The 24,242-nt window shown below is 60.6% G+C and carries 26 protein-coding genes and 1 pseudogene; 13 read left to right on the forward strand and 14 right to left on the reverse strand.

What is annotated here, in order from left to right:
- Positions 1 to 25: 25 nt before the first annotated feature.
- Positions 26 to 670, reverse strand: coding sequence for a glutathione binding-like protein (locus ACA066_RS06220; protein ID WP_497698533.1), 645 nt, complete (start codon positions 668 to 670; stop codon positions 26 to 28).
- Positions 671 to 816: 146 nt separating this feature from the next.
- Here ACA066_RS06220 and ACA066_RS06225 point away from each other — a divergent pair, with 146 nt between their 5' ends.
- On the forward strand, positions 817 to 1,383 hold the full coding sequence (locus ACA066_RS06225; protein ID WP_497699814.1) for a cysteine hydrolase family protein: 567 nt from the start codon (positions 817 to 819) through the stop codon (positions 1,381 to 1,383).
- Positions 1,384 to 1,554: 171 nt separating this feature from the next.
- Here ACA066_RS06225 and ACA066_RS06230 read toward each other — a convergent pair whose 3' ends face one another.
- From ACA066_RS06230 to ACA066_RS06245, 4 genes are read right to left on the reverse strand one after another with little or no spacing between them, the layout of a single operon-like run.
- Positions 1,555 to 1,764 carry an SEC-C metal-binding domain-containing protein gene (locus tag ACA066_RS06230; protein ID WP_007906737.1) on the reverse strand — a complete coding sequence of 70 codons (210 nt, stop codon included), beginning with the start codon at positions 1,762 to 1,764 and terminating at the stop codon, positions 1,555 to 1,557.
- Entirely contained in the window at positions 1,761 to 2,255 is a 495-nt protein-coding gene (locus ACA066_RS06235; protein ID WP_497699815.1) for an LEA/WHy family protein, read from the reverse strand. The genes ACA066_RS06230 and ACA066_RS06235 overlap by 4 nt, the downstream gene beginning before the upstream one ends.
- A 45-nt stretch (positions 2,256 to 2,300) precedes the next feature.
- Positions 2,301 to 2,777 (reverse strand): YchJ family protein, encoded by a 477-nt coding sequence (locus ACA066_RS06240; protein WP_497698534.1) that lies wholly within the window; start codon positions 2,775 to 2,777, stop codon positions 2,301 to 2,303.
- Between the two features lie 4 nt (positions 2,778 to 2,781).
- A complete protein-coding gene (locus tag ACA066_RS06245) occupies positions 2,782 to 3,279 on the reverse strand; it encodes a DUF6231 family protein (protein ID WP_497698535.1) in 498 nt (165 codons plus the stop codon).
- 189 nt (positions 3,280 to 3,468) lie between these two features.
- Between ACA066_RS06245 and ACA066_RS06250 the strand changes: the two genes are divergently transcribed.
- The 4 genes from ACA066_RS06250 to ACA066_RS06265 all read left to right on the forward strand — a co-directional run bounded on the left by ACA066_RS06250 (position 3,469) and on the right by ACA066_RS06265 (position 6,143).
- Entirely contained in the window at positions 3,469 to 4,164 is a 696-nt protein-coding gene (locus ACA066_RS06250) for a PA1041 family peptidoglycan-binding anchor lipoprotein (protein ID WP_497402353.1), read from the forward strand.
- A gap of 90 nt (positions 4,165 to 4,254) precedes the next feature.
- Positions 4,255 to 4,965, forward strand: a complete 711-nt coding sequence (locus ACA066_RS06255) for a PA1041 family peptidoglycan-binding anchor lipoprotein (RefSeq protein ID WP_497698536.1) — start codon at positions 4,255 to 4,257, stop codon at positions 4,963 to 4,965.
- 148 nt (positions 4,966 to 5,113) lie between these two features.
- A complete protein-coding gene (locus tag ACA066_RS06260; protein WP_461951563.1) occupies positions 5,114 to 5,392 on the forward strand; it encodes a DUF1145 domain-containing protein in 279 nt (92 codons plus the stop codon).
- Positions 5,385 to 6,143: a collagen-like triple helix repeat-containing protein gene (locus tag ACA066_RS06265; RefSeq protein ID WP_497698537.1), complete on the forward strand. Its 759-nt coding sequence runs from the start codon at positions 5,385 to 5,387 to the stop codon at positions 6,141 to 6,143. The genes ACA066_RS06260 and ACA066_RS06265 overlap by 8 nt, the downstream gene beginning before the upstream one ends.
- A 162-nt stretch (positions 6,144 to 6,305) precedes the next feature.
- On the opposite strand, the gene ACA066_RS06270 is transcribed toward ACA066_RS06265, so the two are convergent.
- Positions 6,306 to 6,770: a CopD family protein gene (locus tag ACA066_RS06270; RefSeq protein ID WP_497698538.1), complete on the reverse strand. Its 465-nt coding sequence runs from the start codon at positions 6,768 to 6,770 to the stop codon at positions 6,306 to 6,308.
- 99 nt (positions 6,771 to 6,869) lie between these two features.
- Between ACA066_RS06270 and dinG the strand changes: the two genes are divergently transcribed.
- From dinG to pdxH, 5 genes are all read left to right on the forward strand, one after another.
- Positions 6,870 to 9,014, forward strand: coding sequence for an ATP-dependent DNA helicase DinG (dinG, locus tag ACA066_RS06275; protein ID WP_262162650.1), 2,145 nt, complete (start codon positions 6,870 to 6,872; stop codon positions 9,012 to 9,014).
- A gap of 95 nt (positions 9,015 to 9,109) precedes the next feature.
- On the forward strand, positions 9,110 to 11,620 hold the full coding sequence (locus ACA066_RS06280; protein WP_497698539.1) for a beta-agarase: 2,511 nt from the start codon (positions 9,110 to 9,112) through the stop codon (positions 11,618 to 11,620).
- Between the two features lie 251 nt (positions 11,621 to 11,871).
- Complete coding sequence (locus tag ACA066_RS06285) at positions 11,872 to 13,017, forward strand: serine hydrolase domain-containing protein (protein ID WP_497698540.1); 1,146 nt, start codon at positions 11,872 to 11,874, stop codon at positions 13,015 to 13,017.
- A 114-nt stretch (positions 13,018 to 13,131) separates the two neighbouring features.
- Entirely contained in the window at positions 13,132 to 14,223 is a 1,092-nt protein-coding gene (locus ACA066_RS06290; protein WP_497698541.1) for an OmpA family protein, read from the forward strand.
- A 24-nt stretch (positions 14,224 to 14,247) separates the two neighbouring features.
- A complete protein-coding gene (gene pdxH / locus ACA066_RS06295) occupies positions 14,248 to 14,895 on the forward strand; it encodes a pyridoxamine 5'-phosphate oxidase (RefSeq protein ID WP_497698542.1) in 648 nt (215 codons plus the stop codon).
- Positions 14,896 to 14,900: 5 nt separating this feature from the next.
- Here the strand turns inward: pdxH and ACA066_RS06300 are convergent, their stop codons facing one another.
- Complete coding sequence (locus ACA066_RS06300; protein WP_497698543.1) at positions 14,901 to 15,137, reverse strand: hypothetical protein; 237 nt, start codon at positions 15,135 to 15,137, stop codon at positions 14,901 to 14,903.
- A gap of 168 nt (positions 15,138 to 15,305) precedes the next feature.
- Here ACA066_RS06300 and ACA066_RS06305 point away from each other — a divergent pair, with 168 nt between their 5' ends.
- Positions 15,306 to 15,770, forward strand: coding sequence for an outer membrane lipoprotein (locus tag ACA066_RS06305; protein WP_017336812.1), 465 nt, complete (start codon positions 15,306 to 15,308; stop codon positions 15,768 to 15,770).
- An 84-nt stretch (positions 15,771 to 15,854) separates the two neighbouring features.
- On the opposite strand, the gene ACA066_RS06310 is transcribed toward ACA066_RS06305, so the two are convergent.
- The 4 genes and pseudogenes from ACA066_RS06310 to nhaA all read right to left on the reverse strand — a co-directional run bounded on the left by ACA066_RS06310 (position 15,855) and on the right by nhaA (position 18,333).
- The gene (locus ACA066_RS06310) at positions 15,855 to 16,091 is read right to left on the reverse strand and encodes a DUF7683 domain-containing protein (RefSeq protein ID WP_497698544.1); all 237 of its coding nucleotides are present in this window, start codon (positions 16,089 to 16,091) and stop codon (positions 15,855 to 15,857) included.
- Positions 16,088 to 16,183, reverse strand: a complete 96-nt coding sequence (locus ACA066_RS06315) for a colicin E3/pyocin S6 family cytotoxin (RefSeq protein ID WP_497699816.1) — start codon at positions 16,181 to 16,183, stop codon at positions 16,088 to 16,090. The genes ACA066_RS06310 and ACA066_RS06315 overlap by 4 nt, the downstream gene beginning before the upstream one ends.
- Positions 16,184 to 16,188: 5 nt before the next feature.
- A pseudogene (locus ACA066_RS06320) lies at positions 16,189 to 17,025 on the reverse strand (S-type pyocin domain-containing protein); the annotation flags it as partial.
- A gap of 117 nt (positions 17,026 to 17,142) precedes the next feature.
- Positions 17,143 to 18,333, reverse strand: a complete 1,191-nt coding sequence (nhaA, locus tag ACA066_RS06325; protein WP_497698545.1) for a Na+/H+ antiporter NhaA — start codon at positions 18,331 to 18,333, stop codon at positions 17,143 to 17,145.
- A 237-nt stretch (positions 18,334 to 18,570) separates the two neighbouring features.
- Here nhaA and ACA066_RS06330 point away from each other — a divergent pair, with 237 nt between their 5' ends.
- On the forward strand, positions 18,571 to 19,665 hold the full coding sequence (locus tag ACA066_RS06330; protein ID WP_497698546.1) for a PLP-dependent cysteine synthase family protein: 1,095 nt from the start codon (positions 18,571 to 18,573) through the stop codon (positions 19,663 to 19,665).
- 96 nt (positions 19,666 to 19,761) lie between these two features.
- Here the strand turns inward: ACA066_RS06330 and ACA066_RS06335 are convergent, their stop codons facing one another.
- From ACA066_RS06335 to ACA066_RS06345, 3 genes are all read right to left on the reverse strand, one after another.
- Complete coding sequence (locus ACA066_RS06335; RefSeq protein ID WP_497698547.1) at positions 19,762 to 21,375, reverse strand: NAD(P)/FAD-dependent oxidoreductase; 1,614 nt, start codon at positions 21,373 to 21,375, stop codon at positions 19,762 to 19,764.
- A 95-nt stretch (positions 21,376 to 21,470) separates the two neighbouring features.
- Complete coding sequence (locus tag ACA066_RS06340) at positions 21,471 to 22,124, reverse strand: COG3650 family protein (RefSeq protein WP_497698548.1); 654 nt, start codon at positions 22,122 to 22,124, stop codon at positions 21,471 to 21,473.
- A gap of 321 nt (positions 22,125 to 22,445) precedes the next feature.
- Positions 22,446 to 23,045 carry a short chain dehydrogenase gene (locus tag ACA066_RS06345; protein ID WP_497698549.1) on the reverse strand — a complete coding sequence of 200 codons (600 nt, stop codon included), beginning with the start codon at positions 23,043 to 23,045 and terminating at the stop codon, positions 22,446 to 22,448.
- A 105-nt stretch (positions 23,046 to 23,150) separates the two neighbouring features.
- Here ACA066_RS06345 and ACA066_RS06350 point away from each other — a divergent pair, with 105 nt between their 5' ends.
- Positions 23,151 to 24,059 (forward strand): LysR family transcriptional regulator, encoded by a 909-nt coding sequence (locus ACA066_RS06350; protein WP_497698550.1) that lies wholly within the window; start codon positions 23,151 to 23,153, stop codon positions 24,057 to 24,059.
- The last annotated feature ends 183 nt before the right edge of the window (positions 24,060 to 24,242 follow it).

The raw sequence follows: 24,242 nt of genomic DNA on the forward strand, positions 1-24,242 counted from the left end.
CCTCGCCACAGGTCATGCGTCGTTCTTAGGGTTTTGGTGGGTTGACCTTCGCCGCGAGCGCATACGCCTTCACCGTCGCCGGCCGATTCTGGATGTGGTTGAACCAGCGCAGCACATTCGGGAAATCTTCCAGATTCTGGCTCTGCCACTTGTGGGAAACGATCCACGGGTAGATCGCCATGTCGGCAATGCTGTATTCGTTGCCGGCGACAAATTCGTTGTTCGCCAGTTGCTTGTCGAGTACGCCGTATAGGCGCGCCGTCTCATCGATGTAGCGCTTGATCGCGTAAGGGATTTTCTCCGGCGCGAATTGGCTGAAGTGATGATTCTGCCCGGCCATCGGCCCCAGCCCGCCCATCTGCCAGAACAACCATTGCAGCGCCTGCTGACGACCGCGCAGGTCTTTGGGCAGGAACTTGCCAGTCTTTTCCGCCATGTACAGCAGAATCGCCCCGGACTCGAACAGCGACAAAGGTTCCCCGCCATCGGCGGGCTCATGATCGACGATCGCCGGGATTCTGTTGTTCGGAGAGATTTTCAGGAAGTGCGGCTGGAACTGTTCGTTCTGGCTGATGTTGATCGGGTGCACGTTGTAAGGCAGGCCGGCTTCTTCCAGGAAAATCGAGATTTTGTGGCCGTTGGGGGTGGTCCAGTAATACAGGTCGATCATGAAGTACTCCACATCAAGAGACGTCGTAAGGGATGGACAGCAACCGCGGGCGTCAGGTCGTCCTGTTTGCGATCGAGGACTTGCCTGTAGGAGGAGGTGATGCTGAAGTGCGTGAAATTCAATGACCTTGCGTGAGAAAAGTCGGCATGGAGCTCAAGACCAACGCGGCACTGATCATCATCGATCAACAAAAAGGCATTTTGGAGCCCAGGCTCGGCCGGCGAAACAATCCTCAGGCCGAGGTGCGGATTCTGGAACTGCTGGGTCTTTGGCGTGGAACCGGGCGACCGGTGATTCACGTCCAGCATCTGTCGCGTTCGCCGGACTCGGTGTTCTGGCCGCAGCAATCGGGCGTGGAGTTTCAGGAGCGGTTCCAGCCATTGGCTGGCGAGCAGATGATTCAGAAACAGGTGCCGGATGCGTTTTGTGCCACGGGGTTGGAGGCGAAGTTGCGTGAGGCGGGGATCGATCAGTTGGTCATTGTCGGCGTTGCGACCAACAACTCGGTGGAATCCACGGCGCGAACGGCCGGGAATCTGGGGTTTGACACGTGGGTGGTGGAGGATGCGTGTTTCACGTTCGACAAGGCGGATTACTTTGGTAATGCCCGCTCTGCCGAGGACGTGCATGCCATGTCGCTGGGTAATCTGCATGGGGAGTATGCGACGGTTGTCAGCAGTGCGCAGATCTTGATGACGGCTGTAAACCTGTAGGCGCAAGGCTTGCCCGCGAAGAACGATTACGCGGTTTACCTGAATTAACGCGGTGCCTTCTTCGCGGGCAAGCCTTGCTCCTACAGGGGAACTGCGTCTTTCACAGATCCAGTGTGTGGGGCTTGCTCGCGAAGGCGATTCAACAGACGAAGAAGAACTTCGCCCGAAGCATCAAGCGCCGTGGCACTTCTTGAATTTCTTGCCATTGCCGCACGGGCAAGGATCGTTGCGACCAACGTCCTTCAGGGCGTTGCGTACCGGTTCCTGGTGCGCGTGGCCGCAGTTCGGGCCGTGAACATGGCCATGGTCGTGATCATGGTGGTCGTGATGGTCATGATCGTGGTTGCAGTCAGGGCCATGGACGTGGGGTTGCTGGGTCATCGGGTGTGCTCCGGAATTAAATCGGCGGGGATTATCACGCCTTTGCGCGCCAGGTGCACGTAGTGCGCGATGAACACACCGGTTTCCAGCTCACCTTCCAGCCGATAGGGGACGGGTTGATCGGCTTTTTTCAGCATCTTCACCAGATCCCGCACCTTCGGCCACAGGTTGGTGCGGACCGGCACCTTGAAATACCCGCTGCGTTTGGGGCTGACGGTAAACCAGTGCTCGTGCTCGCCTTCGGTCAGCAGAATGTCACCCAGATGAATCCGGTATTCGAGGCCGCGCACCGTCAGGTCGCTGTCACGGGGATTGTCGACACGAAAGTACAGCATGAAACGCTGCTGCATCAGTTTGGCCTCGACGACTTCGACCTTGACCAGGTGCACGGCGGGTTCCGGCTCGTCGTTGCTGAACCAGGACGCGCAACCGCCGAGCCCGAGAAACAGGAGCAAGGTGAGCAGGTGCAGTGCGAGCCGACGGGTGATCATGGTCATGTTTCTCCCTTGACCCCAGTCTAGCCCTTCAGAATCACCTCAACTGCCGAAATACCCCGCGCAGCACTTCTTGAACTTCTGCCCGCTGGCGCAAGGGCAGGCATCGTTGCGTCCGGCCTTGAGTGGCACGGTGGGGTCGATAAAGTACCAGTGGCCGGCGTTCTGCACGAACGACGAACGCTCGCGGTGGCTGTGTTCGCCGCTGCCGTCGTGCCAGCGTGCGGTGAACGTCACGAACGCGTGTTCCGGCTGACCGCCAAACACCTCGGAGCTTTCCACCTCAAGACCCAGCCAGGTGCTTTGGGCGCTCCAGTCACTGATGGACTGCCGATCCAGGCCCGCCTGTTGCGCGGGCAGGGTGGTCGCTACCAGATAATCGATCAGGCCCAGCACATAAGCGCTGTAGCGCGACCGCATCAAGGCTTCGGCGCAGGGGGCCGGGTGACCGGCATGGTAATGACCGCAGCAGGCGTCGAGCAGGGTGCCGCTGCCGCAAGGGCAAATGGATGTACTCATTGCGTTACCACCAATATTTCCCGAAGTTTTCCGGATTGGCCCAGAAGCGTGAGTTGAGCCAGTCGGGCACTTGTTTGTATTCAAGCAGATCGTAGGTGAACAGGGTCAGCACCTGATCGTCGCGCTGGAAACGTTCGCTGGCTTGCAGGGCCAGGGAGAAAAAATCCGTCTCCTGCCAGCCACTGGCCGGCAAGTCCGCGAGCACCGCTATGCGACTGGCATTGAGGTTGCGGATCCCGCCGAGCAAATTCAGACCCTCGCGCTTGGGCAAGTGTTCGAGGCAATCGACCACCAGCGCCAGATCAAAGCGGCGCGCCGCCAGCTCGGCCGGCAACGGCCCGGGCGCCGCATGAGCGACGCAGGTGTCAGGGTGCGCGAGCTTGAACGCTTCAAGCGCGGGAAACTCACTGGCGCCGATCAGCAACAGGCGCAGCGGGGCGTAACGATCCAGCAAAGCGGCCAGCGCCTGCTGCGGCGTGCGCGAAGAAATACCTGCAATCATCGAAGATCCTCAATCAGAGCGCCAAGACTAGCCTGCCCAAACGCCCAGATATAGAGCGGCTTAGCGCCAAAAGTGCCGATCGCCCGTGAACACGGGACCAAACAGCCATGGCCTATTGCTGGCGGAGATGAAAACTCGGGTCTTTACTCCCTGAATCGGTTCTAAGCCGATCCCTCAGGAGAAAACTAGATGAGCATAGTTCGGACAGCATTACCCTTGGTTCTGCTAACCAGTGTGTTGACTGGTTGCGCAGGTTTGCAGAAAACCGACTGGCCGACCTGTGCGGCAGTCGGTGGTGTAGTGGGTGCGGGTCTCGGCGCGACCGAGAGCTCGGCATGGGCAGGGTATGGCGCGCTGCTGGTCGGCGGTACCGCCGCAGCCTATTGCTGGGTTCACGGTGATGGCGACGAAGACGGCGATGGCGTGCCGGACAGCCGCGACAAGTGCCCGGGTACGCCTAGAGGCGTGCAGGTCGATGCCGATGGTTGCCCACCACCAGTCCCTGCGCCAGTGGTTGAAGAGGCGGTTGTGGTCAAGGAAGAAACCATTGTCATCCGCGATGTTCACTTCCAGTTCGACAAAGCCACACTCACCCCTTCCGATAAAGATGTACTCAATACCATCGCCACACGCCTGAAACAGGAGTCTTCCACCGCTCAATTGACCGTGACCGGTCACACCGACAGCGTAGGCAGCGATGCCTACAACCAGAAACTGTCGGATCGTCGCGCGCACTCGGTGGTTGAATACCTGATCTCCCAAGGCGTACCACGCAGCAGCTTCGTATCCGTGACCGGTGCCGGTGAAAGCCAGCCGGTGGCCGATAATAAAACCGCTGACGGCCGTGCGTTGAACCGTCGCACGGAAATCAAAATCAACCGCTGACCCCTCGCACTCCGCGGCTTGTGCAGTCGCGGATGCGGGTCTTTACTCCTGTGTGACCGGCATCTGCCGGTAACACAGGAGCTTTCAACCATGAGCCTTCTCCCAAGGACCCTCTTGCCGGTTCTGCTGCTTGGCAGCCTGTTGACCGGTTGCGCGACTCACAGCGATGGCACTGCCCCCCTCAATCAACGCACCTGGCCAATCTGCAGCGTTATCGGCGGTCTGGTCGGTGGAGGCCTGGGCGCTCTGGAGAGTAGCGGTTGGGCGGCGGGCGGAGCGGCACTGGGTATCTTGACTGGGGGCTTGATCTGCTACGCCCAGGACGGCGATGAAGACGACGATGGTGTATTCGATCGACGTGATCGCTGCCCTGATACACCGGCCAATACCCCGGTCGAACACCATGGTTGCCCGCTGCCGCAGTACCCGGCCAGCGTGAAACCTGTGCAAACCGAAGTCATCACTCTGAGCGATGCAGGCGACGTGCTGTTTGCCTTCAACAAATCCGACCTGACGCCCTCGATGCAAAGTCAGCTGGATGCGCTGATGCCCAAACTGCAAAGCGCCGATGTGGTGAGCGTCAAAGTGATCGGCCATACCGACAGTGTGGGTTCGGACACTTATAATCAGGCGCTCTCGGAACGACGCGCCAGCAGCGTGGCGGCTTACTTGTTGGGCATGGGCCTGGCGCCGAACAAACTCACCAGCGAAGGTCGGGGCGAAAGTCAGCCCGTGGCCGATAACGAAACAGACGAAGGCCGCGCAAAAAACCGCCGCGTGGAATTGCACATCAATCGCTGAGCCGCGTGATAGAGCCGTCGGGCAGCCATTGCGGTTGTTCCGACAGCCATTCGGCGGCCTTCATGAAGAATTTTCCGTTGCCCTCTGGCTTATCCCGCGTGGAAGCCGTTACTGTGCGCGCAAAGAATAATTCTCAACGGAGGAGCGTATGAAGGTGTTTTGGGGGCTGGGGAAGCTGTTGACCCTGCTGTTCTGGCTGGTGGTGCTGGTCAATCTGATGACGCCGTTTGTCAATCCGCTGCACCTGTTGGTCAATCTGGCCGGCGGCCTGTTGGCGTTCCTTCATCTTCTTGAGGCGGTGTTCTGTTTCCGCAGCCTCAGAGGTCGCGCCCACCCTTGGCGTGATCGCTTGAAGATTGTCTTTTTCGGTGTTTTCCACCTGCAAACCATTCCGGCTCCCGCCGTGCCAAAGGCATCCCATGCGTAAACTCTGTCTGCTCGCCGCTCTCATCAGCCCGCTCGCCTGCGCCCAAGTGGTCAGCGTCGAAACCAACTCGCTGATGCGCCTGCCCAACACCGCCAGTACCTTGCAGCTGGAACGCCTGGAAGTGGCCGATTACGGCACGTTGCTGATTCCCTCGAACGTGACCGAAGTCACCGTGGGCGAATTGCACCTGGGGCGTGAAGCGCGGATCGCCATCGTGCCGAGCGAAAATGCCCTGGAGTTGAAGATCAACCGTGCCGAACTGTCCGAAGGCAGCCAGATCACCGCTCGCGGCGCGCCGGGCACTTACCTCAAGGCGGCCCGCTCGGGGCGCAATCTGAATGTGCAGATCAAGACGCTGAGTGCACCGCAGTTGTTGGTTGATGCTCGTGGCGGCGCCGGGGCACCGGGTTTTGTCGGCCTCGATGGCGCCAATGGTCAGGCGCCGGGTTGCACTTGGGGCCAGGCTGGCCGCGGTGCGGATGGCAGCAATGGCAGCGATGGTCAGCCGGGTGCGCCGGGCGCGCTGGTCAGGTTGGAAGTGCCGCGCGATTACCCGGCGGAGCAGATCAAGGTTCAAGTGGCTGGCGGCGCGGGTGGTCTGGCCGGTCCTGGCGGTAAGCCGGGGGCGGGCGGCAAGGCCAAGGGTTGCCTGGTGTACAAGGCCGATGGCGGCAAGAGTGGCAAACCTGGCACTGACGGCCAGCCGGGACCTGCGGGGGCTGCGGGTTCTGTGACTGTACAAAGGTTGTAAGAACGACCGAACCCCTGTGGCGAGGGAGCTTGCTCCCGCTGGGTCGCGAAGCGGCCCCAAAACCGGTGACCGTGTTTTTTCAGAATGTACGCGGTAACCGGTTTACGACTGCTTCGCAGCCGAACGGGAGCAAGCTCCCTCGCCACAAGGACCGTGTATTACTCAGAATATCGGCCTGGCCGCAGCAATCGCCACCAGCACCAACCCGACAATCAGATTAATCCCCACCAACTTGCGAATCCTCCCCAGCACCGCAGCCCCCGTCGGCCAGTCCTGCGCCGTCACCGCCGTGCGCAATTCCGGCAACAGCAAGGCCTGAATCCGGATAAACAGCGCCGTCATCACCACGTACAACCCCATCATCACTTGCACATAACGCGGCGCGGTCTCAAAACCGGCGTATTGCAGATGGATCATGCCCACGCCGCTGATCGGCAACAGCACCACGGCCACCCAGACCCAGCGGAAAAAACCTTGAAACACTTCTACCCACAGCTTCAAGCGGGCAGGGCCCTCCAGCGCCTTCACCGCCGCAGGACGCAAGACCATCCAGGCGAAAAACATGCCGCCGACCCACACCAGGGCGGACAGGACATGCAGGGTGTAAACGATGCCAAAAAGTGTCATTGAGGTACTCCGTTCTGCGCGGGATTAATTAGCGCGGTATGATAGCCGCCGATCCGAACCACTGAAAATTTATCCAGCGTTTTTTGCGCCCGACAATCCATGATCAGCACCGAACTCAAAACCACGATCCAGGGCGCCTACTCGCGTTTTCTCGAAGCCAAGAGCCTCAAACCGCGCTACGGCCAACGCCTGATGATCGCCGAAATTGCCAAAGTCCTCGGTGACATCGACACCGACGACGAAGGCCGGCGCAGTGGCGACCCCGCGATTGTCGCGGTGGAAGCCGGCACCGGTACCGGCAAGACCGTGGCCTACAGCCTGGCGGCGATCCCGACCGCGAAGGCCGCCGGCAAACGCCTGGTGATCGCCACGGCCACCGTGGCCCTGCAGGAGCAGATCGTCTACAAGGATTTGCCCGACCTGATGCGCAACAGCGGGCTGAATTTCAGCTTCGCCCTGGCCAAGGGCCGTGGGCGCTACATGTGCCTGTCCAAGCTCGACATGTTGCTCCAGGAAGGTCACGCACAAACCGCCACCGCGCAGCTATTCGAAGAAGAAGGCTTCAAGATCGAGGTCGATGAGGCCAGCCAGAAGCTGTTCACCAGCATGATCGAGAAACTCGCCGGCAATAAATGGGACGGCGACCGCGACAGTTGGTCCACCGCCCTGGAAGACGCCGATTGGGCGCGCCTGACCACCGATCACAGCCAGTGCACCAACCGTCATTGCCCGAACTTCGGCCAGTGCGCCTTTTACAAGGCCCGCGAAGGCATGGGCAAGGTCGACGTCATCGTCACCAACCACGACATGGTCCTGGCCGACCTGGCATTGGGCGGCGGTGCGGTTCTGCCGGACCCGCGCGACACCATCTACGTGTTCGACGAAGGCCACCACCTGCCGGACAAGGCCATCGGCCACTTCGCCCATTACACGCGCCTGCGTTCCACCGCCGACTGGCTGGAAACCACCGCCAAGAACCTCACCAAATTACTTGCGCAGCATCCGTTGCCGGGCGATCTGGGCAAGTTGATCGAGCAGGTGCCGGAACTGGCCCGTGAGATCAAAACCCAGCAGCAATTCATGTTCACTGCCTGCGAACAGGTCGCCGATTTCAAACCCGGCGAAGACGTCGAAGGCCGCGAGCGGCCGCGTCACCGTTTCGTCGGCGGGGTGATTCCCGAGCACATGCGCGAAATGGGCGTCGAGCTGAAGAAGGGCTTCGCCCGCCTCACCGACCTGTTCACCCGGCTCACCGAATTGCTCAAGGAAGGCATGGACGGCGAGGTCAACATCGGCATCGCCAGCAACCAGGCCGAAGAGTGGTATCCGCTGTTCGGCAGCCTGTTGTCGCGTTCTTCGGGCAACTGGGAGTTGTGGGGCGCGTTCACCGCTGAAGACCCGGAAGACAACCCGCCCATGGCGCGCTGGCTGACCCTGGCCGAAAGCGGTTCGCTGTTCGACATCGAGGTCAACGCCAGCCCGATCCTCGCGGCGGAAATGCTCCGTCGCAACCTGTGGAACGTCGCCTATGGCGCACTGGTGACCTCGGCGACCCTGACCGCGCTGGGCACCTTCGACCGTTTCCGCATGCGTGCCGGCCTGCCGAAAAAAGCCGTAACCGCCGTGGTCCCGAGCCCGTTCCATCACGCCGACGCCGGTGTGCTGCGAGTGCCGGACCTGAAAGCCGACCCGCGTGATGCGCCGGCCCACACCGCCGCGATCATTCGCGATTTGCCGCAACTGGTCGAAGGTTCGCGCGGCACGCTGGTGCTGTTCTCCTCGCGCAAGCAGATGCAGGACGTGTTCGACGGCCTCGACCGCGACTGGCGCAAACAAGTGTTCATTCAAGGCAACCTGTCGAAACAGGAAACCCTGAACAAGCACAAGGCGCGCGTCGATGGCGGTGATTCCAGCGTGCTGTTCGGCCTGGCGAGTTTCGCCGAAGGGGTCGATTTGCCTGGTGCGTACTGCGAGCACGTGGTGATCGCGAAGATTCCGTTCTCGGTGCCGGACGATCCGGTCGAAGCGGCACTGGCTGAATGGATCGAAGCCCGTGGCGGCAATCCGTTCATGGAAATCTCCGTGCCGGACGCTTCGCTGAAACTGGTCCAGGCCTGCGGTCGCTTGCTGCGTACCGAAGAAGACCGCGGCACCATCACCTTGCTCGATCGACGTCTGGTGACCCAGCGTTATGGCAAAGCGATTCTCAATGCGTTGCCGCCATTCCGTCGAGAAATTTCCTGATACAGCGGTGGGCAAATCTGCCCGCCGCGTTGTCTATCTCTCTGCCATCGCTTTTCCACTGGCCCATTGAGGTCGTTAGGGAGAATTTCGTTCTCATGATTCGCCGTTCCTTGCCCGCCGTATTTGCCCTGTTGTTCGCAACGCCCTTGTTGGCCGCTCCCGCAGGCCAGCAGACGCTGTTCAACTTTGTGCGCCCCGCCGACGTGGTCCAGGTGGCGACTCAGGACGCCAGCCTGCCGCAATCCAATGCAGAGCAAACAGCCGAAGGCGAAGTGCTGCGTCGGGTGACGTTCAACCCGGTGGCACAGCCAACCCTGCGTTTGACCCCGCAGACCGGCGCCTGGGACTGGTCGCAGTCGGGCATGATGAGCCTGCGGATCCAGAGCGCGATGAATTGGGCCGTGACCCTCTACGTGAAAATCCAGAGCAACGATGGCAAGACGCTGGTCAGTCGCGTTGACCTGCCGGCCGGTCCTGCGCAAACGTTGCTGGTGCCATTGGTCGCCACTTCGCCGCTGAGCCAAGGCATGAAGGCGGGGCCGCCGATGCCGATGACCGTCGACGGTCAACGCATCCTGTTGGCCAGCAGCGCCGGTGAACTGGATCGCAGCCAGGTGGTGTCTGTGACCTTGTCGATGGATCAGCCGAAAGTCGCCCAAAGCATCCTGCTGGAACGCTTTGGCGTGCAGGACGGCGAGGGCGTGACCCAAGCCGTTTACGGCGGTCTGGTGGACGCTTTCGGGCAATCGACTCGAGCCAAATGGCCGGAAAAGGTCAGCACCGACGAGCAACTCAAAAGCGCCGCCGCCAAGGAACAGCAACAAACCAAAACCTGGTTGGCCGAAGGTGAGAAGTCGTCGCTGGACAAATTCGGTGGCTGGATAAAAGGCCCGGCGTTCAAGGCCAGTGGCTTTTTCCGCACCGAGAAACGTGACGGTCGCTGGTACCTCGTGACGCCGCAAGGGCATCCGTTTTATTCGCTCGGGGTCAACACGGTTACCCCGGACGTCAACCAGACCTACATCGCCGGCCGCGAGTGGATGTTCGAGTCGCTGCCAAAACCCGACGAACCGCTGGCCAGTCACTTTGGTGAAGGCGACAACCGTGGCGGCAATGGCGTCGATCAGGGCCGTGCCTTTAACGCCGGTCGCTGGTACGACTTCTATGGTGCCAACCTGCAGCGTTTGTATGGCGCTCCTTGCGCACTGGGCAGCGACACCAAGACCGGTGTCGCCGAAGCGGCCAAGGCCGATGCGGTTGAGGCGACGGTCGAAAAAGCCGCTGAGCAACCCGTAGTTCCTTCCACGACCGAATCCGGTGTTGTCGAACCCGCCAAGACTGGCGTAGAGGAAGCAACGGTCGCGAAAGCGGCTGAGCAGAGACCCGCAGAGCCCTGTACAGCGGTGATTGATGAACAACGCTGGGCCAGCCACACCCTGGATCGCCTGCAAGCCTGGGGTTTCAACACCATCGGCAACTGGAGCGCCCCGGCACTGGCCAACGCTGATCGCGTGCCCTACACCTTGCCGCTGTCAATCGTCGGCGATTACGCCAGCATCAGCACAGGCACCGACTGGTGGGGCGGCATGCCCGACCCGTTCGACCCGCGTTTCGCCATGGCCACCGAGCGTGCCGTGGCCATCGCCGCCCGCGATCATCGTGACGATCCGTGGCTGATCGGTTATTTCGCCGACAACGAACTGGCCTGGGCCGGTCCCGGTGACGACCCGAAAGCCCGCTACGCGCTGGCCTACGGCACCTTGAAAATGACCACCGACGTGCCGGCCAAACGTGCGTTCCTCAAGCAATTGCGCGACAAATACCGCAATCAGGCAGGCCTTTCCAAAGCCTGGGGCATCGACCTGCCGGCCTGGGAATTGATGGAAGACCCGGGCTTCGTACCGCCGCTGCCAAGCGCCGAGCACCCGGAAATCGAGGCCGACTTCAAATACTTCCAGAAGGTCTTTGCCGACACGTACTTCAAAACCATTTCCGACTCGCTCAAGTGGCACGCACCGAACCAGCTGTTGCTGGGCGGTCGCTTTGCCATCAGCACCCCGGAAGCCGTGGAATCCTGCGCGCAGTACTGCGACGTATTGAGCTTCAACCTGTACACCCTGCAACCGCAGGACGGTTACGACTTCGCGAAACTGCGCAGCCTGGATAAGCCGGTGCTGATCACTGAATTCAACTTTGGCTCGGCCGATCGTGGCCCGTTCTGGGGCGGCGTGACGCAACTGGCCAAGGAAGAAGACCGCGGCCCGGCTTACGCCAACTTCCTGAAACAGGCGCTCAGTGAGCCGTCAATTGTTGGCGTGCACTGGTTCCAGTACCTCGATCAACCGGTGACCGGACGTCTGCTGGATGGTGAGAATGGGCACTTTGGTTTGGTCGGCATTACCGATCTGCCGTTTCAGGGCTTTGTCGACAGTGTGCGCAAGAGCAACCTGGCGGCCGTTGATCAGTTGGGTAAAGAGGCCGAGAAGGCCAAGGCTGAAGCGGATAAAGCCAGCCACGACGCAGAAGGCGGGCGAAAAGCTGAAGCCGGCAAAGGCCCGGGGAAGGGCACCGGACAGGCGGGTGGGCACTCCGGGAATGGCCATTAAGGCCTGAGACCGCATCATCGTTCTTCGCGGGCAAGCCTTGCTCCTACAGGTTATGTGTCGTTCACAACATTCGTGATCGACACATAACCTGTAGGAGCAAGGCTTGCCCGCGAAGGCGTCCTCAAAAACACTATAAATTCCAGATCCAATACACGGACAAACCGACCGCCCGGCCCGCCCCTGTTCCCAAAACCGCCAATGGCTGGAACAATGCGGGCCACTTTGTAGAGCTTTGTCCGAGGGAGTAGCGGGTGCAGATTCAGGGTCATTACGAACTCAGGTTCGAAGCGGTGAGTGAGGCGTTCGCCGCGTTGTTCGACGATCCTCAGGAACGTGGCGCAGCGCTGTGCATCCAGGTCGGTGGAGAAACCGTTGTCGATCTCTGGTCCGGCACCGCCGACAAGGATGGCCATGAGGCCTGGCACAGCGACACCATCGCCAACCTGTTCTCCTGCACCAAGACCTTCACCGCTGTCACGGCCCTGCAACTGGTGGCCGAAGGCAAGCTGCAACTGGACGCCCCGGTTGCCCGCTACTGGCCCGAATTTGCCGCCGCCGACAAGGAATCCGTCACCCTGCGTCAATTGCTCTGCCATCAGGCCGGTCTGCCGGCGCTGCGTGAGTTGCTGGCCCCCGAGGCGCTTTACGACTGGCACACCATGGTCGATGCCCTGGCGGCCGAATCACCGTGGTGGACGCCGGGCACCGCTCACGGTTATGCCGCGATCACCTATGGCTGGCTGGTCGGCGAGTTGCTGCGTCGGGCCGACGGACGTGGGCCGGGCGAGTCGATCGTGGCCCGCGTCGCCAAACCGCTGGGGCTGGATTTCCATGTCGGTCTGGCGGATGAAGAATTCCATCGCGTGGCGCACATCGCCCGTGGCAAAGGCAACGTCGGTGATGCTGCCGCCCAGCGCCTGCTGCAAGTGACGATGCGCGAACCGACGGCCATGACTACGCGGGCCTTCACCAACCCGCCGTCGGTCCTGACCAGCACCAACAAACCCGAGTGGCGGCGCATGCAGCAACCGGCGGCCAATGGCCACGGCAATGCCCGCAGCCTGGCCGGGTTCTACGCCGGTCTGCTCGACGGCAGCCTGCTGGAAAGCGAGATGCTCGACGAGCTGACCCGCGAACACAGCCTCGGCGAGGACAAGACTTTGCTGACCCGGACCCGCTTCGGCCTGGGTTGCATGCTCGATCAACCGGACGTCCCCAACGCCACTTACGGTCTCGGCCCACGAGCGTTCGGCCATCCGGGCGCTGGCGGTTCCATCGGTTTTGCTGACCCTGAGCACGATGTCGCCTTCGGTTTTGTGACAAATACACTGGGGCCTTACGTCTTGATGGATCCGCGCGCGCAAAACCTTGCACGGGTACTGGCCACTTGTCTGTAAAACGCGCTTAAGGGTTCCAGGGCCGGAACCCGAAGGCCTTTATGTTTTCCAAGCGTCTGTTTATCCGGGTCATGCCGGCCTGATTTTTTATGACTTCATTTTTGTGGATATCCAATGTCACTCAATAAAACCACCCTCGCTTTGGCCTTGTGTGTCGCTGTCACCGGCTGTGCGCAGACTCCACAAAATGATTCGGATGGCAGCAGCTGGTGGCCGTTCGGGTCCTCCGACAAAGTCGCGGCAAAAGAGCCGACTCCCGCTCCGGCACCTGTGAAACCAGCCGCTGCGGCCCCGGTGGCAAAAGCTGAAAGCTCCAATCCTTGGTACTGGCCGTTCGGCTCTGAGGAAGATCTGGACAAGAAGCCAGAGGTGAAACCTGAAGCCAAACCGGTCGAAGTGGCCAAGGCTGAGGCGGATGCAGGTGGCAAGTGGTGGTGGCCGTTCGGCGGCAAAGAGCAGAGCACTGCTAAAGCTGTGCCGATGCCTGATCCGAAAGTCACTCAGGCCTGGCTCGATGACTACGAACCGCGCCTGCGCGAGGCGATCAAGGACAGCAATCTGCAACTCGAGCGCCGTGAAAACGTGCTGGTGGTTACCGCGCCGGTAGAAGGCTCGTTCAACCCCGACCGTCCGGCCATGTTGCTGCCGGTAACCTTGGGTCCGTTCACTCGCGTGGCGAAAATCCTCGAAGTCGATCCGAAGACCGCCGTACTGGTACTCGGTCACAGCGATACCTCGGGCGCCGCACCGGCCAACGTAAAACTGAGTCAGGAACGGGCACAAGCCGTGGCGGCAATCTTCCGTCTCAGCGGCTTGCAGCGTGATCGTCTGATGCTGCGCGGCATGGGCGGCGAAGCCCCGCGTGCAGCGAACGACAGCAATGAAGGTCGTGCCTTGAACCGTCGCGTTGAACTGTTGGTGACCCCGCAAAACACCATGGTCGCGCTGCTGAGCAAATACAACATGCCAGCCCCGGCGCCGGTAAAAATGGTCGCAGCCCAGGACGTCAAGCCAGTGGTCAAGCCCGTCACGCCGGCTCCTGCTGCGAAGAAAGCCGCTGTGCCTGCCGCGAAAAAAGCGCCGGCCAAGAAAGCCGCCGCCAAGAAGGCACCGGCCAAAACTGCGACGCCAGCTAAAAAGACCGCGCCGGCCAAAGCCGCAGCAACTGACAAGAAAGTCGTTGCCGCCGATGCTGTGAAAAAGTGATTCGTTAACCAAAAGGAATGCGCCATGACCCAGGGCCTGGCTGATATGCGTCGCGACTACACCCGAGATGGCCTGACCGAGGCACAAGCCCCGGCCGAGCCGTTCGCGCTGTTCCATCAGTGGTTCGCTGACGCGGTGAAAACCGAGCAGGCGCCGGTGGAAGCCAACGCCATGACCCTGGCCACCGTCGACCAGGACGGTCGGCCGCATTGCCGCATTCTGCTGCTCAAGGGCCTGGACGAACACGGCTTCACGTTCTTCACCAACTACGACAGCGCCAAGGGCCAGCACCTGGCCGCGAATCCGTTCGCGGCCATGACCTTTTTCTGGCCGGCCCTGGAACGCCAGGTGCGCATCGAAGGTCGGGTGGTGAAGGTCACGCCCGAAGAGTCCGATGCCTATTTTCAGGTCCGTCCACTGGGCAGCCGCCTCGGTGCCTGGGCTTCACCGCAAAGCCACGTGATCGCCGATCGCGCCGAACTGGAAGCGCTGCTCAAGAACACCGAGCAACGTTTCAGCGATACACAGCCTCATTGCCCCGAGCACTGGGGCGGTTATCGCCTGTTGCCTGAGCGCATCGAATTCTGGCAGGGCCGTTCGAGCCGTCTGCACGATCGCCTCAACTACCGCTTACAGGGCGCCGACTGGATTCTTGAACGTCTGGCACCCTAAGCAGTCTACCGACCGGGATAGCCTGCCGCAGCGGCCTCCAGCCACTGAGGCAGGTCCCGACGCTTGATCTTCTGCGCTTGAGCGTTCGCCAGTTGCTGGAGCATGAAGACTTTCTTATGCTCGTCCTCTCCAGCCAAGGCTAACGCCAGGTCGCGGTCCATCCAGCGTTTGATCCGTACGTACAACCACCCATGGAAGTACAGACCGGCGACAGTGGTGACGACAATGATGAAGTAATCCATGACAATCCCTGGTTCAGCGGCGCAGCTTCCGCCATTTGCCGCTACTGTGTGCTGAGTTCGTGGAGGCGCCTGTACCTGGCCTGAATCAAACCAATTTTATCCGGGTCACGTCGTGACAGGCGTCAAGCTGCGGAGTTTAATGAATACCTGTCCTTTGGAGTTGATGCTATGCGTAAGTCTGTTCTGCTGGTTGCTTCCTTTTCCACGATGGCAATGTTGCTCACTGGCTGCCAATCGAGCTTGACCGGTGACTCCTATTCCCGTGACGAAGCGCGTCGTGTGCAGACCGTTCGCATGGGCACCATCGAATCCCTGCGTCCGGTGAAAATCGAAGGCACCAAGACCCCGATCGGCGGCCTCGCCGGTGCAGCAGTGGGCGGTGTTGGCGGCAGCGCTATTGGCGGCGGTCGCGGCAGTATCGTTGCGGCGGTCATCGGCGCCGTTGCGGGCGGCCTGATCGGTTCGGCCACTGAAGAAGGCCTGACCCGCGCCCAGGGCGTCGAAATCACCGTTCGCGAAGACGACGGCAGCATGCGCGCCTACGTGCAGCAGGTTCAGGAAAATGAGGTGTTCCGCGTGGGTGAGCGTGTGCGGATTGCTACGGTTGATGGTACTAGCCGCGTTTCGCATTAAGCAGGAACGGGTAACAAAGCAAAACCCCGATCAGGTGTCTGGTCGGGGTTTTTGTTTTTTTACCAATCTGACCGATTAGTCGCGTTACTCATCTGAGTACCCGACAATTTGGAAAAAGTATTGCGGATCGTAGAACGCTCGTTTGAGCATGGTTTGCAATTCTTCAATCTGAAGAGCGTCGAGATCGTATCCGAAGATTTCATCCTCGGGCTCCTTCCATCCCATTATTGTTCGCAGCTCTTCAATCTTCGTGGCCGGGATGTGCACTTCAAAACCCAGCTCCTCAGTTTCCTTATCAAAAGCAAAAATTACGTGATTCACGGTTCAATCCTTCTCGTTGAATCTGCCGGCTTGGTTTGATTTCCTGTCTGTGCGTCAAACTCACCAAGATGGCGACCTCGTTTGTCGTACATCTCTGATCGACGATGATGCTGTCGGCCTGTTTCGTCGGTGGATAAACCCAGATATGCGGCGCTTGCGGTGCAGCCTCCAGTGCTGGAATCCCGAGGATGTCGGAACCATCCACGGCCGGTGTCCAGATCAGTTCGATGCCGTCACCGAGGTCAGCCACCTGTTGGCTACCGCGCATTGTGAACTGCACAACATCGACCATTTCCCAATCACGGTTCTTGCCGGTGTAAAAACCGTAGCCTTTGAGAGTGCCGTCAGCCTGTTGCTCGACTCGAAGTCGCACGCGGGTGCGTGCTTGTTTGAGGGCGCGCAATTGATCTTCGTGGTAAAGCGCGCTGTCGCCCAGGCTCGGCGTCCAGAACACCGCGACCAGGCCGGCCAAGATGGTGGCTCCAGCAGCGCCGAGTGCTGCAGTCGGAGCAGCGAGCGCCGGGGAATGAAGCGCAAGACGTCCAATGCCGAGCGAAAGGGTACTGCCACTGATCGTTTCGAGATTCAGCAGCCCCGCATCATCTGGTTCCCGAGCGCCGAGCCAGGCAATTTCTCCGTAATCTTTGAGGCTGTCGGTCGGCACCATTCCCGAGGGATTCGAGTAATCGATGATGGCGTCCGGCAGCTTGCAGGATTTGGCGAAGACACATCCGGCTTGAGCCGGTTTTTGCTTTTCTGCCAGGAACTGACGGCCGCGCTCGAAGGCATCTTGCCTGGCGAGCATGGCCTCGTAAGCGTTTTGTCTGGCGTCCTGCTCGGCCAATTCGGTGGCGGTCACGTAGCGGTAGGTGACGTGATGCCCATCACCGGAGGGTGGATTTTTAATCCGGGGAATGTCCTTGTTGCCAGCCACTGATTGTCCTTGAGAGTTCGTCCATCGACAGCCCCGAAAGGGGCTGCGCGACGTTAACGAACGTGGCTAATCGTGGCTGTAGGACGAGTCTTGAATGACGCTAAGAGTTGTCTCTGTTTAACAGGATTGCAGCACGGTGCTCTTGCGACTCGCCGCCGCTGTCACCGCATAACCGATCAATGCCGCCAATATCGAACCGGTCAAAATCCCCATCCGGTCCATCCCGGCGTACTCACTGGCGCCCGGCACGAACGCAAGGGAACCGACAAACAGACTCATGGTGAAGCCGATCCCGCAGAGGATCGCAACACCCAGCACCTGACCCCAATTGGCGCCTTGGGGCAGGGCGGCGATGCCGGTTTTCACTGCCAGCCAGGTCAGGCCGAATACGCCCAGCGTCTTGCCCAGCAGCAGGCCGACCGCGATGCCCATCGGCACGTGGTGGGTGAAGCTTTCGACGTTCACGCCGCTCAGGGACAGGCCGGCGTTGGCGAAGGCGAACAGCGGCAGGATGCCGTAGGCCACCCATGGATGCAGGGCGTGTTCGAGCGTCAGCAGCGGCGACGGCTCGGCGTTTTTCGTGCGCAATGGAATGCAGAACGCCAGGGTCACGCCAGCCAGTGTCGCGTGGACACCGCTCTTGAGCACGCAAACCCAGAGGATCAGGCCGATGATCATGTACGGCCCGAGTTTCACCACGCCGAGCCGGTTCATCCCGATCAGCGCTGCGATACATGCCGCGGCCAGCCCCAGGGACAGGGTCGACAATTCACCGGAATAGAAGATCGCAATGACGATGATGGCGCCGAGGTCGTCGATGATCGCCAGGGTCATCAGGAACAGCTTCAGCGACACCGGCACTCGCTTGCCCAGCAGGGCGAGCACGCCGAGGGCGAAGGCGATGTCGGTGGCCATCGGGATGGCCCAGCCACCCAGGGCTGCCGGGTCGTCTCGGTTCAGGAACCAGTAAATCAGCGCCGGCACCACCATGCCGCCAATCGCGGCCGCGCCCGGCAGGACGATTTGCGAAGGTTTCGACAGCTGACCATCGAGGACTTCGCGCTTCACTTCCAGGCCGATCAGTAGAAAGAACAGGGCCATCAGGCCGTCGTTGATCCACAGCAGCAACGGCTTGGCGATTTTCAGCGCGCCGATCTGGGCGACCACGGGGGTGTCCAGCAATCCGTTATAGAGCCACGACAGCGACGAGTTGTTGATGATCAAGGCCAGGGCTGCAGCGGCGATCAGTAACAGACCGCTGGCAGCTTCCAACTGAAAGAAACGCGTGAACGTGCTACGCAGAGGCAAGGTCGCTCTCCATCGATGAATTCAAAAGGTGGCACACCCTAACCCGTACCGTTAGTTGTTAAAACAAAAGTTATATTCTTTTTTGTTATATGCCATTACAACGCTAGCGGTGAACGAAACTGAGCCTAGCAGTTGCCGAGCGTATTCAAGCTCAGCTGTATCTGTGCGTGATGTAGGTTTTTTCCTAAGCTTATGAGCTGAGCCTTGCAACAAGGCCGACTCGACGAGAAAACCACCATGAGCGACAACCGACAGTGGGCCCGCGAAGCCATCCGGATCATCGAAGCCGACTTCCAGCGCAGCGCCGACACCCACCTGATCCCTTTGCCGCTGCCAGGTTTTCCGGGCATCGAGTTGTACTTCAAGGATGAGTCCAGCCATCCCACCGGCAGCCTTAAACACCGGTTGGCCCGCTCGTTGTTCCTCTATGCCTTGTGTAACGGCTGGCTCAAACCCGGCGCACCGGTGATTGAAGCGTCCAGCGGTTCGACGGCGATTTCGGAGGCGTACTTCGCCCGTTTGCTCGGATTGCCGTTCATTGCGGTGATGCCGGCGACGACCTCCAAAGAGAAGATCGCGCAGATCGCTTTCTACGGGGGCAAGAGCCATCTGGTGGACGATCCGACGCAGATCTACGCCGAGTCCGAGCGCCTGGCTCGCGAACACGATGGGCACTTCATCGATCAGTTCACTTACGCCGAACGCGCCACCGACTGGCGGGCGAACAACAACATCGCCGAATCGATCTTCCATCAGATGCGTTTCGAGCAACACCCCGAACCGAGCTGGCTGATTTCCAGCCCCGGCACCGGTGGCACCACCGCGACCCTCGGCCGTTACGTGCGTTATCGCCAGCACCGCACCCGCGTGCTGTGCGCCGATGCCGAACGCTCGGTGTTCTTCGAGTACTACCAGACTGGCGATGCCAGCCTGCGACTGGATCACGGTTCGCGGATTGAAGGCATCGGTCGGCCACGGGTGGAAGCGTCGTTCCTGCCCAAGGTGATTGATGCGATGGTCAAAGTGCCGGACGCCCTGTCACTGGCGGCCATGCATTACCTGGCGCAGCATTTGGGACGACGGGTTGGCGGATCGAGCGGGACCAACCTGATCGGCGCCTTGATGGCGGCCCAGCAGATGATGGCCGCGGGCGAGTCGGGGTCGATCGTGGCGATTCTCTGTGATGGCGGCGAACGCTATGAGACCAGCTATTACGATCAGGCCTGGCTCAAGGCCCAAGGGTATGAGTTGAGTGGTTTGATGGATGCCGTGGCGGCGACTGTCGAGCGCGGCGAACCGTTGCCCGCCACCGTGCTGCGCGCCAATATCTGATAAAGCAAAAAGATCGCAGCCTTCGGCAGCTCCTACAGGGGATGGTGTACACCCTGTAGGAGCTGCCGAAGGCTGCGATCTTTTGATCTTAAGGCTTTAAGCTTCGAGACCGAGGATGTCGCGAGCGACGGCTTCGGCGATGCGAATCCCGTCCACACCTGCCGACAGAATCCCGCCCGCATAACCCGCGCCTTCACCCGCCGGGAACAAGCCCTTCACGTTCAGGCTCTGCATCGACTCGTTACGGGTAATCCGCAGCGGCGACGATGTACGCGTCTCGATCCCGGTCAACACCGCGTCATGCAGCGAGTAACCACGAATCTGCTTCTCGAACGCCGGCAAGGCTTCGCGAATGGCTTCGATGGCGAATGCCGGCAAGGCCAGCGCCAAATCACCCAGCGCAACGCCTGGCTTGTAGGACGGTTCAACACTGCCCAGCTCGGTGGACGGTTTGCCTGCGATGAAATCGCCAACCAGTTGCGCCGGCGCTTCGTAGTTGCTGCCGCCCAGCACAAAGGCGTGGGATTCCAGGCGTTCCTGCAACTCGATACCGGCCAGCGGGCCGCCCGGATAATCGACTTCCGGGGTGATGCCGACGACGATCCCGGAGTTGGCGTTGCGTTCGTTACGCGAGTACTGGCTCATGCCGTTGGTCACGACGCGATTCGGCTCGGAGGTCGCCGCGACCACGGTGCCGCCCGGGCACATGCAGAAGCTGTAGACCGAGCGACCGTTCTTGGCGTGGTGCACCAGTTTGTAGTCGGCGGCACCCAGTTTCGGGTGGCCGGCGTATTTGCCCAGGCGCGCGCGGTCGATCAGCGACTGTGGGTGTTCGATGCGGAAGCCCACCGAGAACGGCTTGGCTTCCATGAACACGCCGCGACCGTGAAGCATGCGGAAGGTGTCGCGGGCGCTGTGGCCGAGGGCCAGAATCACGTGTTTCGAATGGATCTGCTCGCCGCCGTTGAGCTCGACGCCGACCAGTTGGCCGTCCTCGATCAACACGTCGGTGACGCGCTGCTGGAAGCGTACTTCTCCGCCCAGGGCGCGAATCTGCTCACGCATGTTTTCCACAACGCCGGTCAGACGGAATGTACCGATGTGCGGTTTGCTGACGTAGAGGATTTCTTCCGGCGCGCCGGCTTTGACGAATTCATGCAGGACTTTGCGACCGATGAATTTCGGGTCCTTGATCTGGCTGTAGAGCTTGCCGTCGGAGAACGTCCCCGCGCCGCCTTCACCAAATTGCACGTTGGACTCGGGGTTGAGCACGCTTTTACGCCACAGGCCCCAGGTGTCTTTGGTGCGCTGGCGCACTTCGGTGCCGCGCTCGAGGATGATCGGCTTGAAGCCCATCTGCGCCAGCAGCAGCCCGGCGAAAATCCCGCAGGGCCCGAAGCCGACGACGACCGGGCGTTGTTCGAGATCGGCCGGCGCCTGGCCGACCACTTTGTAGCTGACATCCGGTGCCACGTTGACGTTTCGGTCATCGGCGAACTTGTGCAGCAACGCCGCCTCATCCTTCGCAGTGAGGTCGATGGTGTAGATGAAGCACAGGTCGGAGGACTTTTTGCGCGCATCGTAGCTGCGCTTGAACAAGGTGTAATCGAGCAGGTCATCACTGGCGATGCCCAGGCGCTGCACGATGGCAGGGCGCAGGTCTTCATCGGGATGGTCGATCGGCAGCTTGAGTTCGGTGATTCGTAACATGACAGGATCCGGTTCGCGGGGCGCACAACTGCGCCAAGGCGTTTGAAGCCCGCGATTATAAGCCTCAAAGAACGATTCCCGTGAGGCTTAAACGATCAGTCGTCGCGCGATCCGCCGAAATACCCGCAGCCACGTTGAACCTGGCCATCGATGCGCAATTCGGCGCTCATGTGCTGGACGCTGCCGGTGCTGCTGTCGACGCAACGTTGCGGTGCGACCCACAGTTCGATGTGCTGGTTGTTGGCTTCGGTGCTGAGGTTGAAGCGGCCATCGCCCAGTTGTTCTTCAACATAAGGTATGGCCAGGGGTGGTTGTCCCGCACGGTCGATGACCATGCCTTTGCCGCTGACCTTGACGTTCCACTCCGGGCCGTGGCCGGCGGCGCGCAGGATCAGCAGTTTGAAATTCGGATCGCCGCAGGCGGTGCCCGACCGTTCGACGCGGTATAGCTGCTCCAGATCGAGGCGGCTGTCGACGATCTTTCCGCGCACATCAGCGAACAGCTTGCCCTGGGCATCGGCGAGGGTCGCGAACTCTTGCAGGACGCTGGTGCCGCCGGTGTCATTGACCAGGTAACTGCGCTGCTCATTGCATGGCTGGAACAACAGCTTGCCGTCGGCCGCCTTCAGTTGACCCTGCATTCGGGTCTGGCCCACGTGGGAAGCACTTTCACGCGGACCATCCAGCAACTGGCAGGCAGCGAACAGCGGAAGCAGGGCAACAAGGACTAAGGAACGGGCAACACGCATCTTTGGCTCTCCAGACAAGTGCCGCCACGTTACTCAGCCTGACCGTTCATCACAACCCCGCTGGCGCACGTTGATCAACCTGACCGTTCATCAAAACCCCGCTGGCGCACGTTGATCAACCTTACCGTTCATCACAACCCCGCTGGCGCACGTTGATCAACCTTACCGTTCATCACAACCCCGCTGGCGCACGTTGATCAACCTTACCGTTCATCACAACCCTGCTGACGCACGTTGATCAACCTGTAGGAGCACAGCTTGCTGGCGAAGGCGATCTTGAGGACGCCATCGCCGGCAAGCCGTGCTCCAGATTGCGCTGGTTTAGCCGACGCGAAAGGTCTGACCCGTTTGCAGGCCTTCGACGCTTTTGGCGTAGGCCAGTGCCACATCGGCGGCCGGAACCGGTTTGTACCCGCGGAAGTACGGCGCGTATTTGCCCATGGCTTCGAGCAACACGTTAGGGCTCACCGAGTTCACCCGCAGACCGCGCGGCAGTTCAATCGCCGCGGCGCGCACGAAGCTGTCGAGGGCGCCGTTGACCAGTGCCGCCGAGGCACCGCTGCGAATCGGATCGTGGCTGAGTACGCCGGTGGTGAGGGTGAACGAGGCGCCGTCGTTGGCATATTCGCGACCGATCAACAGCAGGTTGACCTGGCCCATCAGCTTGTCTTTCAGACCGAGTGCGAAACTGTCTTCGGTCATTTCACCGAGCGGTGCGAAGGTCACGTTGCCCGCGGCGCAGACCAGCGCGTCGAACTTGCCGGTCTGTTCGAACAGTGTGCGAATCGAGGCGCTGTCGCTGATATCCACATGGAAGTCGCCGCTGTTGCGACCGATGCGAATGATCTCGTGACGCTCGGACAATTCCTTGTCGATCGCCGAACCGATGGTGCCGCCTGCGCCTATCAAAAGAATTTTCATGCTGCTGAACCTCATGTGTGTTGAAAGTGGCTTCAGTCTAGAGTGGTTTTTTCTGCGGATAAGCGCGCTAATAGGCAACCTTTGGTTTTCAAATGGAAACAATCCATGAGCGAAATGGATGATCTGGCGGCGTTTGCGGTGTTGATCGAAGCGGGCAGTTTCACCTTGGCGGCGCAGCAATTGGGTTGCAGCAAAGGGCAATTGTCCAAGCGCATCAGCCTGCTTGAGACGCGGTTTTCCGTGGTGCTGCTGCAACGCACCACGCGCCGCTTGAGCCTGACGGCGGCGGGGGCGGCGCTGTTGCCGCAAGCCCAGGCCCTGGTGGTACAAGTGGAAAGGGCACGTCAGGCATTGGCGCGGTTGAAGGACGACATGGCCGGGCCGGTGCGTATGACGGTTCCGGTATCCCTGGGAGAAACGTTCTTCGATGGCTTGTTGCTGGAGTTTTCCCAGCAGTACCCCGACGTGCAGATTGAGCTGGACCTCAGCAACAACTATCGTGATTTGTCCGGTGACGGTTTTGATCTGGCGGTGCGTTCCGAAGTGGGCAACGACGAGCGCCTGGTCGCACGACCGCTGCTGGCCTGGCACGAGCTGACCTGCGCCAGCCCGGGCTACCTCGAGCAATACGGCGAACCGGTGACGCCACAAGCTCTCGCGGAACACCGCTGTTTACTCAACAGCCATTACAGCGGCCGCGAAGAATGGCTTTATCACCAGCAACACGAGTTGTTGCGGATTCGGGTGTCGGGACCGTTCGCCAGCAACCATTACAGCCTGCTGAAGAAAGCGGCACTGGCCGGCGCCGGTATTGCGCGTCTGCCGTCCTACCTGTTGCAAACGGAATTGGCTGACGGGCGTTTGCGCTGGCTCCTGCGCGACTATCAGACACGTCGCATGCCGATGTACCTGGTGCATCCGTATCAGGGCGGGCTGCCGAAACGCACGCAGGTGCTGGCGGATTATTTGATTGGCTGGTTCAAGCGCAGTGGGGAGGCGTTGGACCGGCTGTAGCGAAACCTTCAACCACCGCACAACCCTGTGGCGAGGGGGCTTGTCGGACCGCCGCACCGCCCCGTTCGGCTGCGCAGCAGTTGTAAAAACGGTAAACGCGGTATGTCTGCAGAACCGAGTCTTCAGGTATTGGGGCTGCTTCGCAGCCCGACGGGGCGGTGCGGCGGTCCGACAAGCCCCCTC

Source organism: Pseudomonas sp. LBUM1651, from assembly GCF_059716135.1.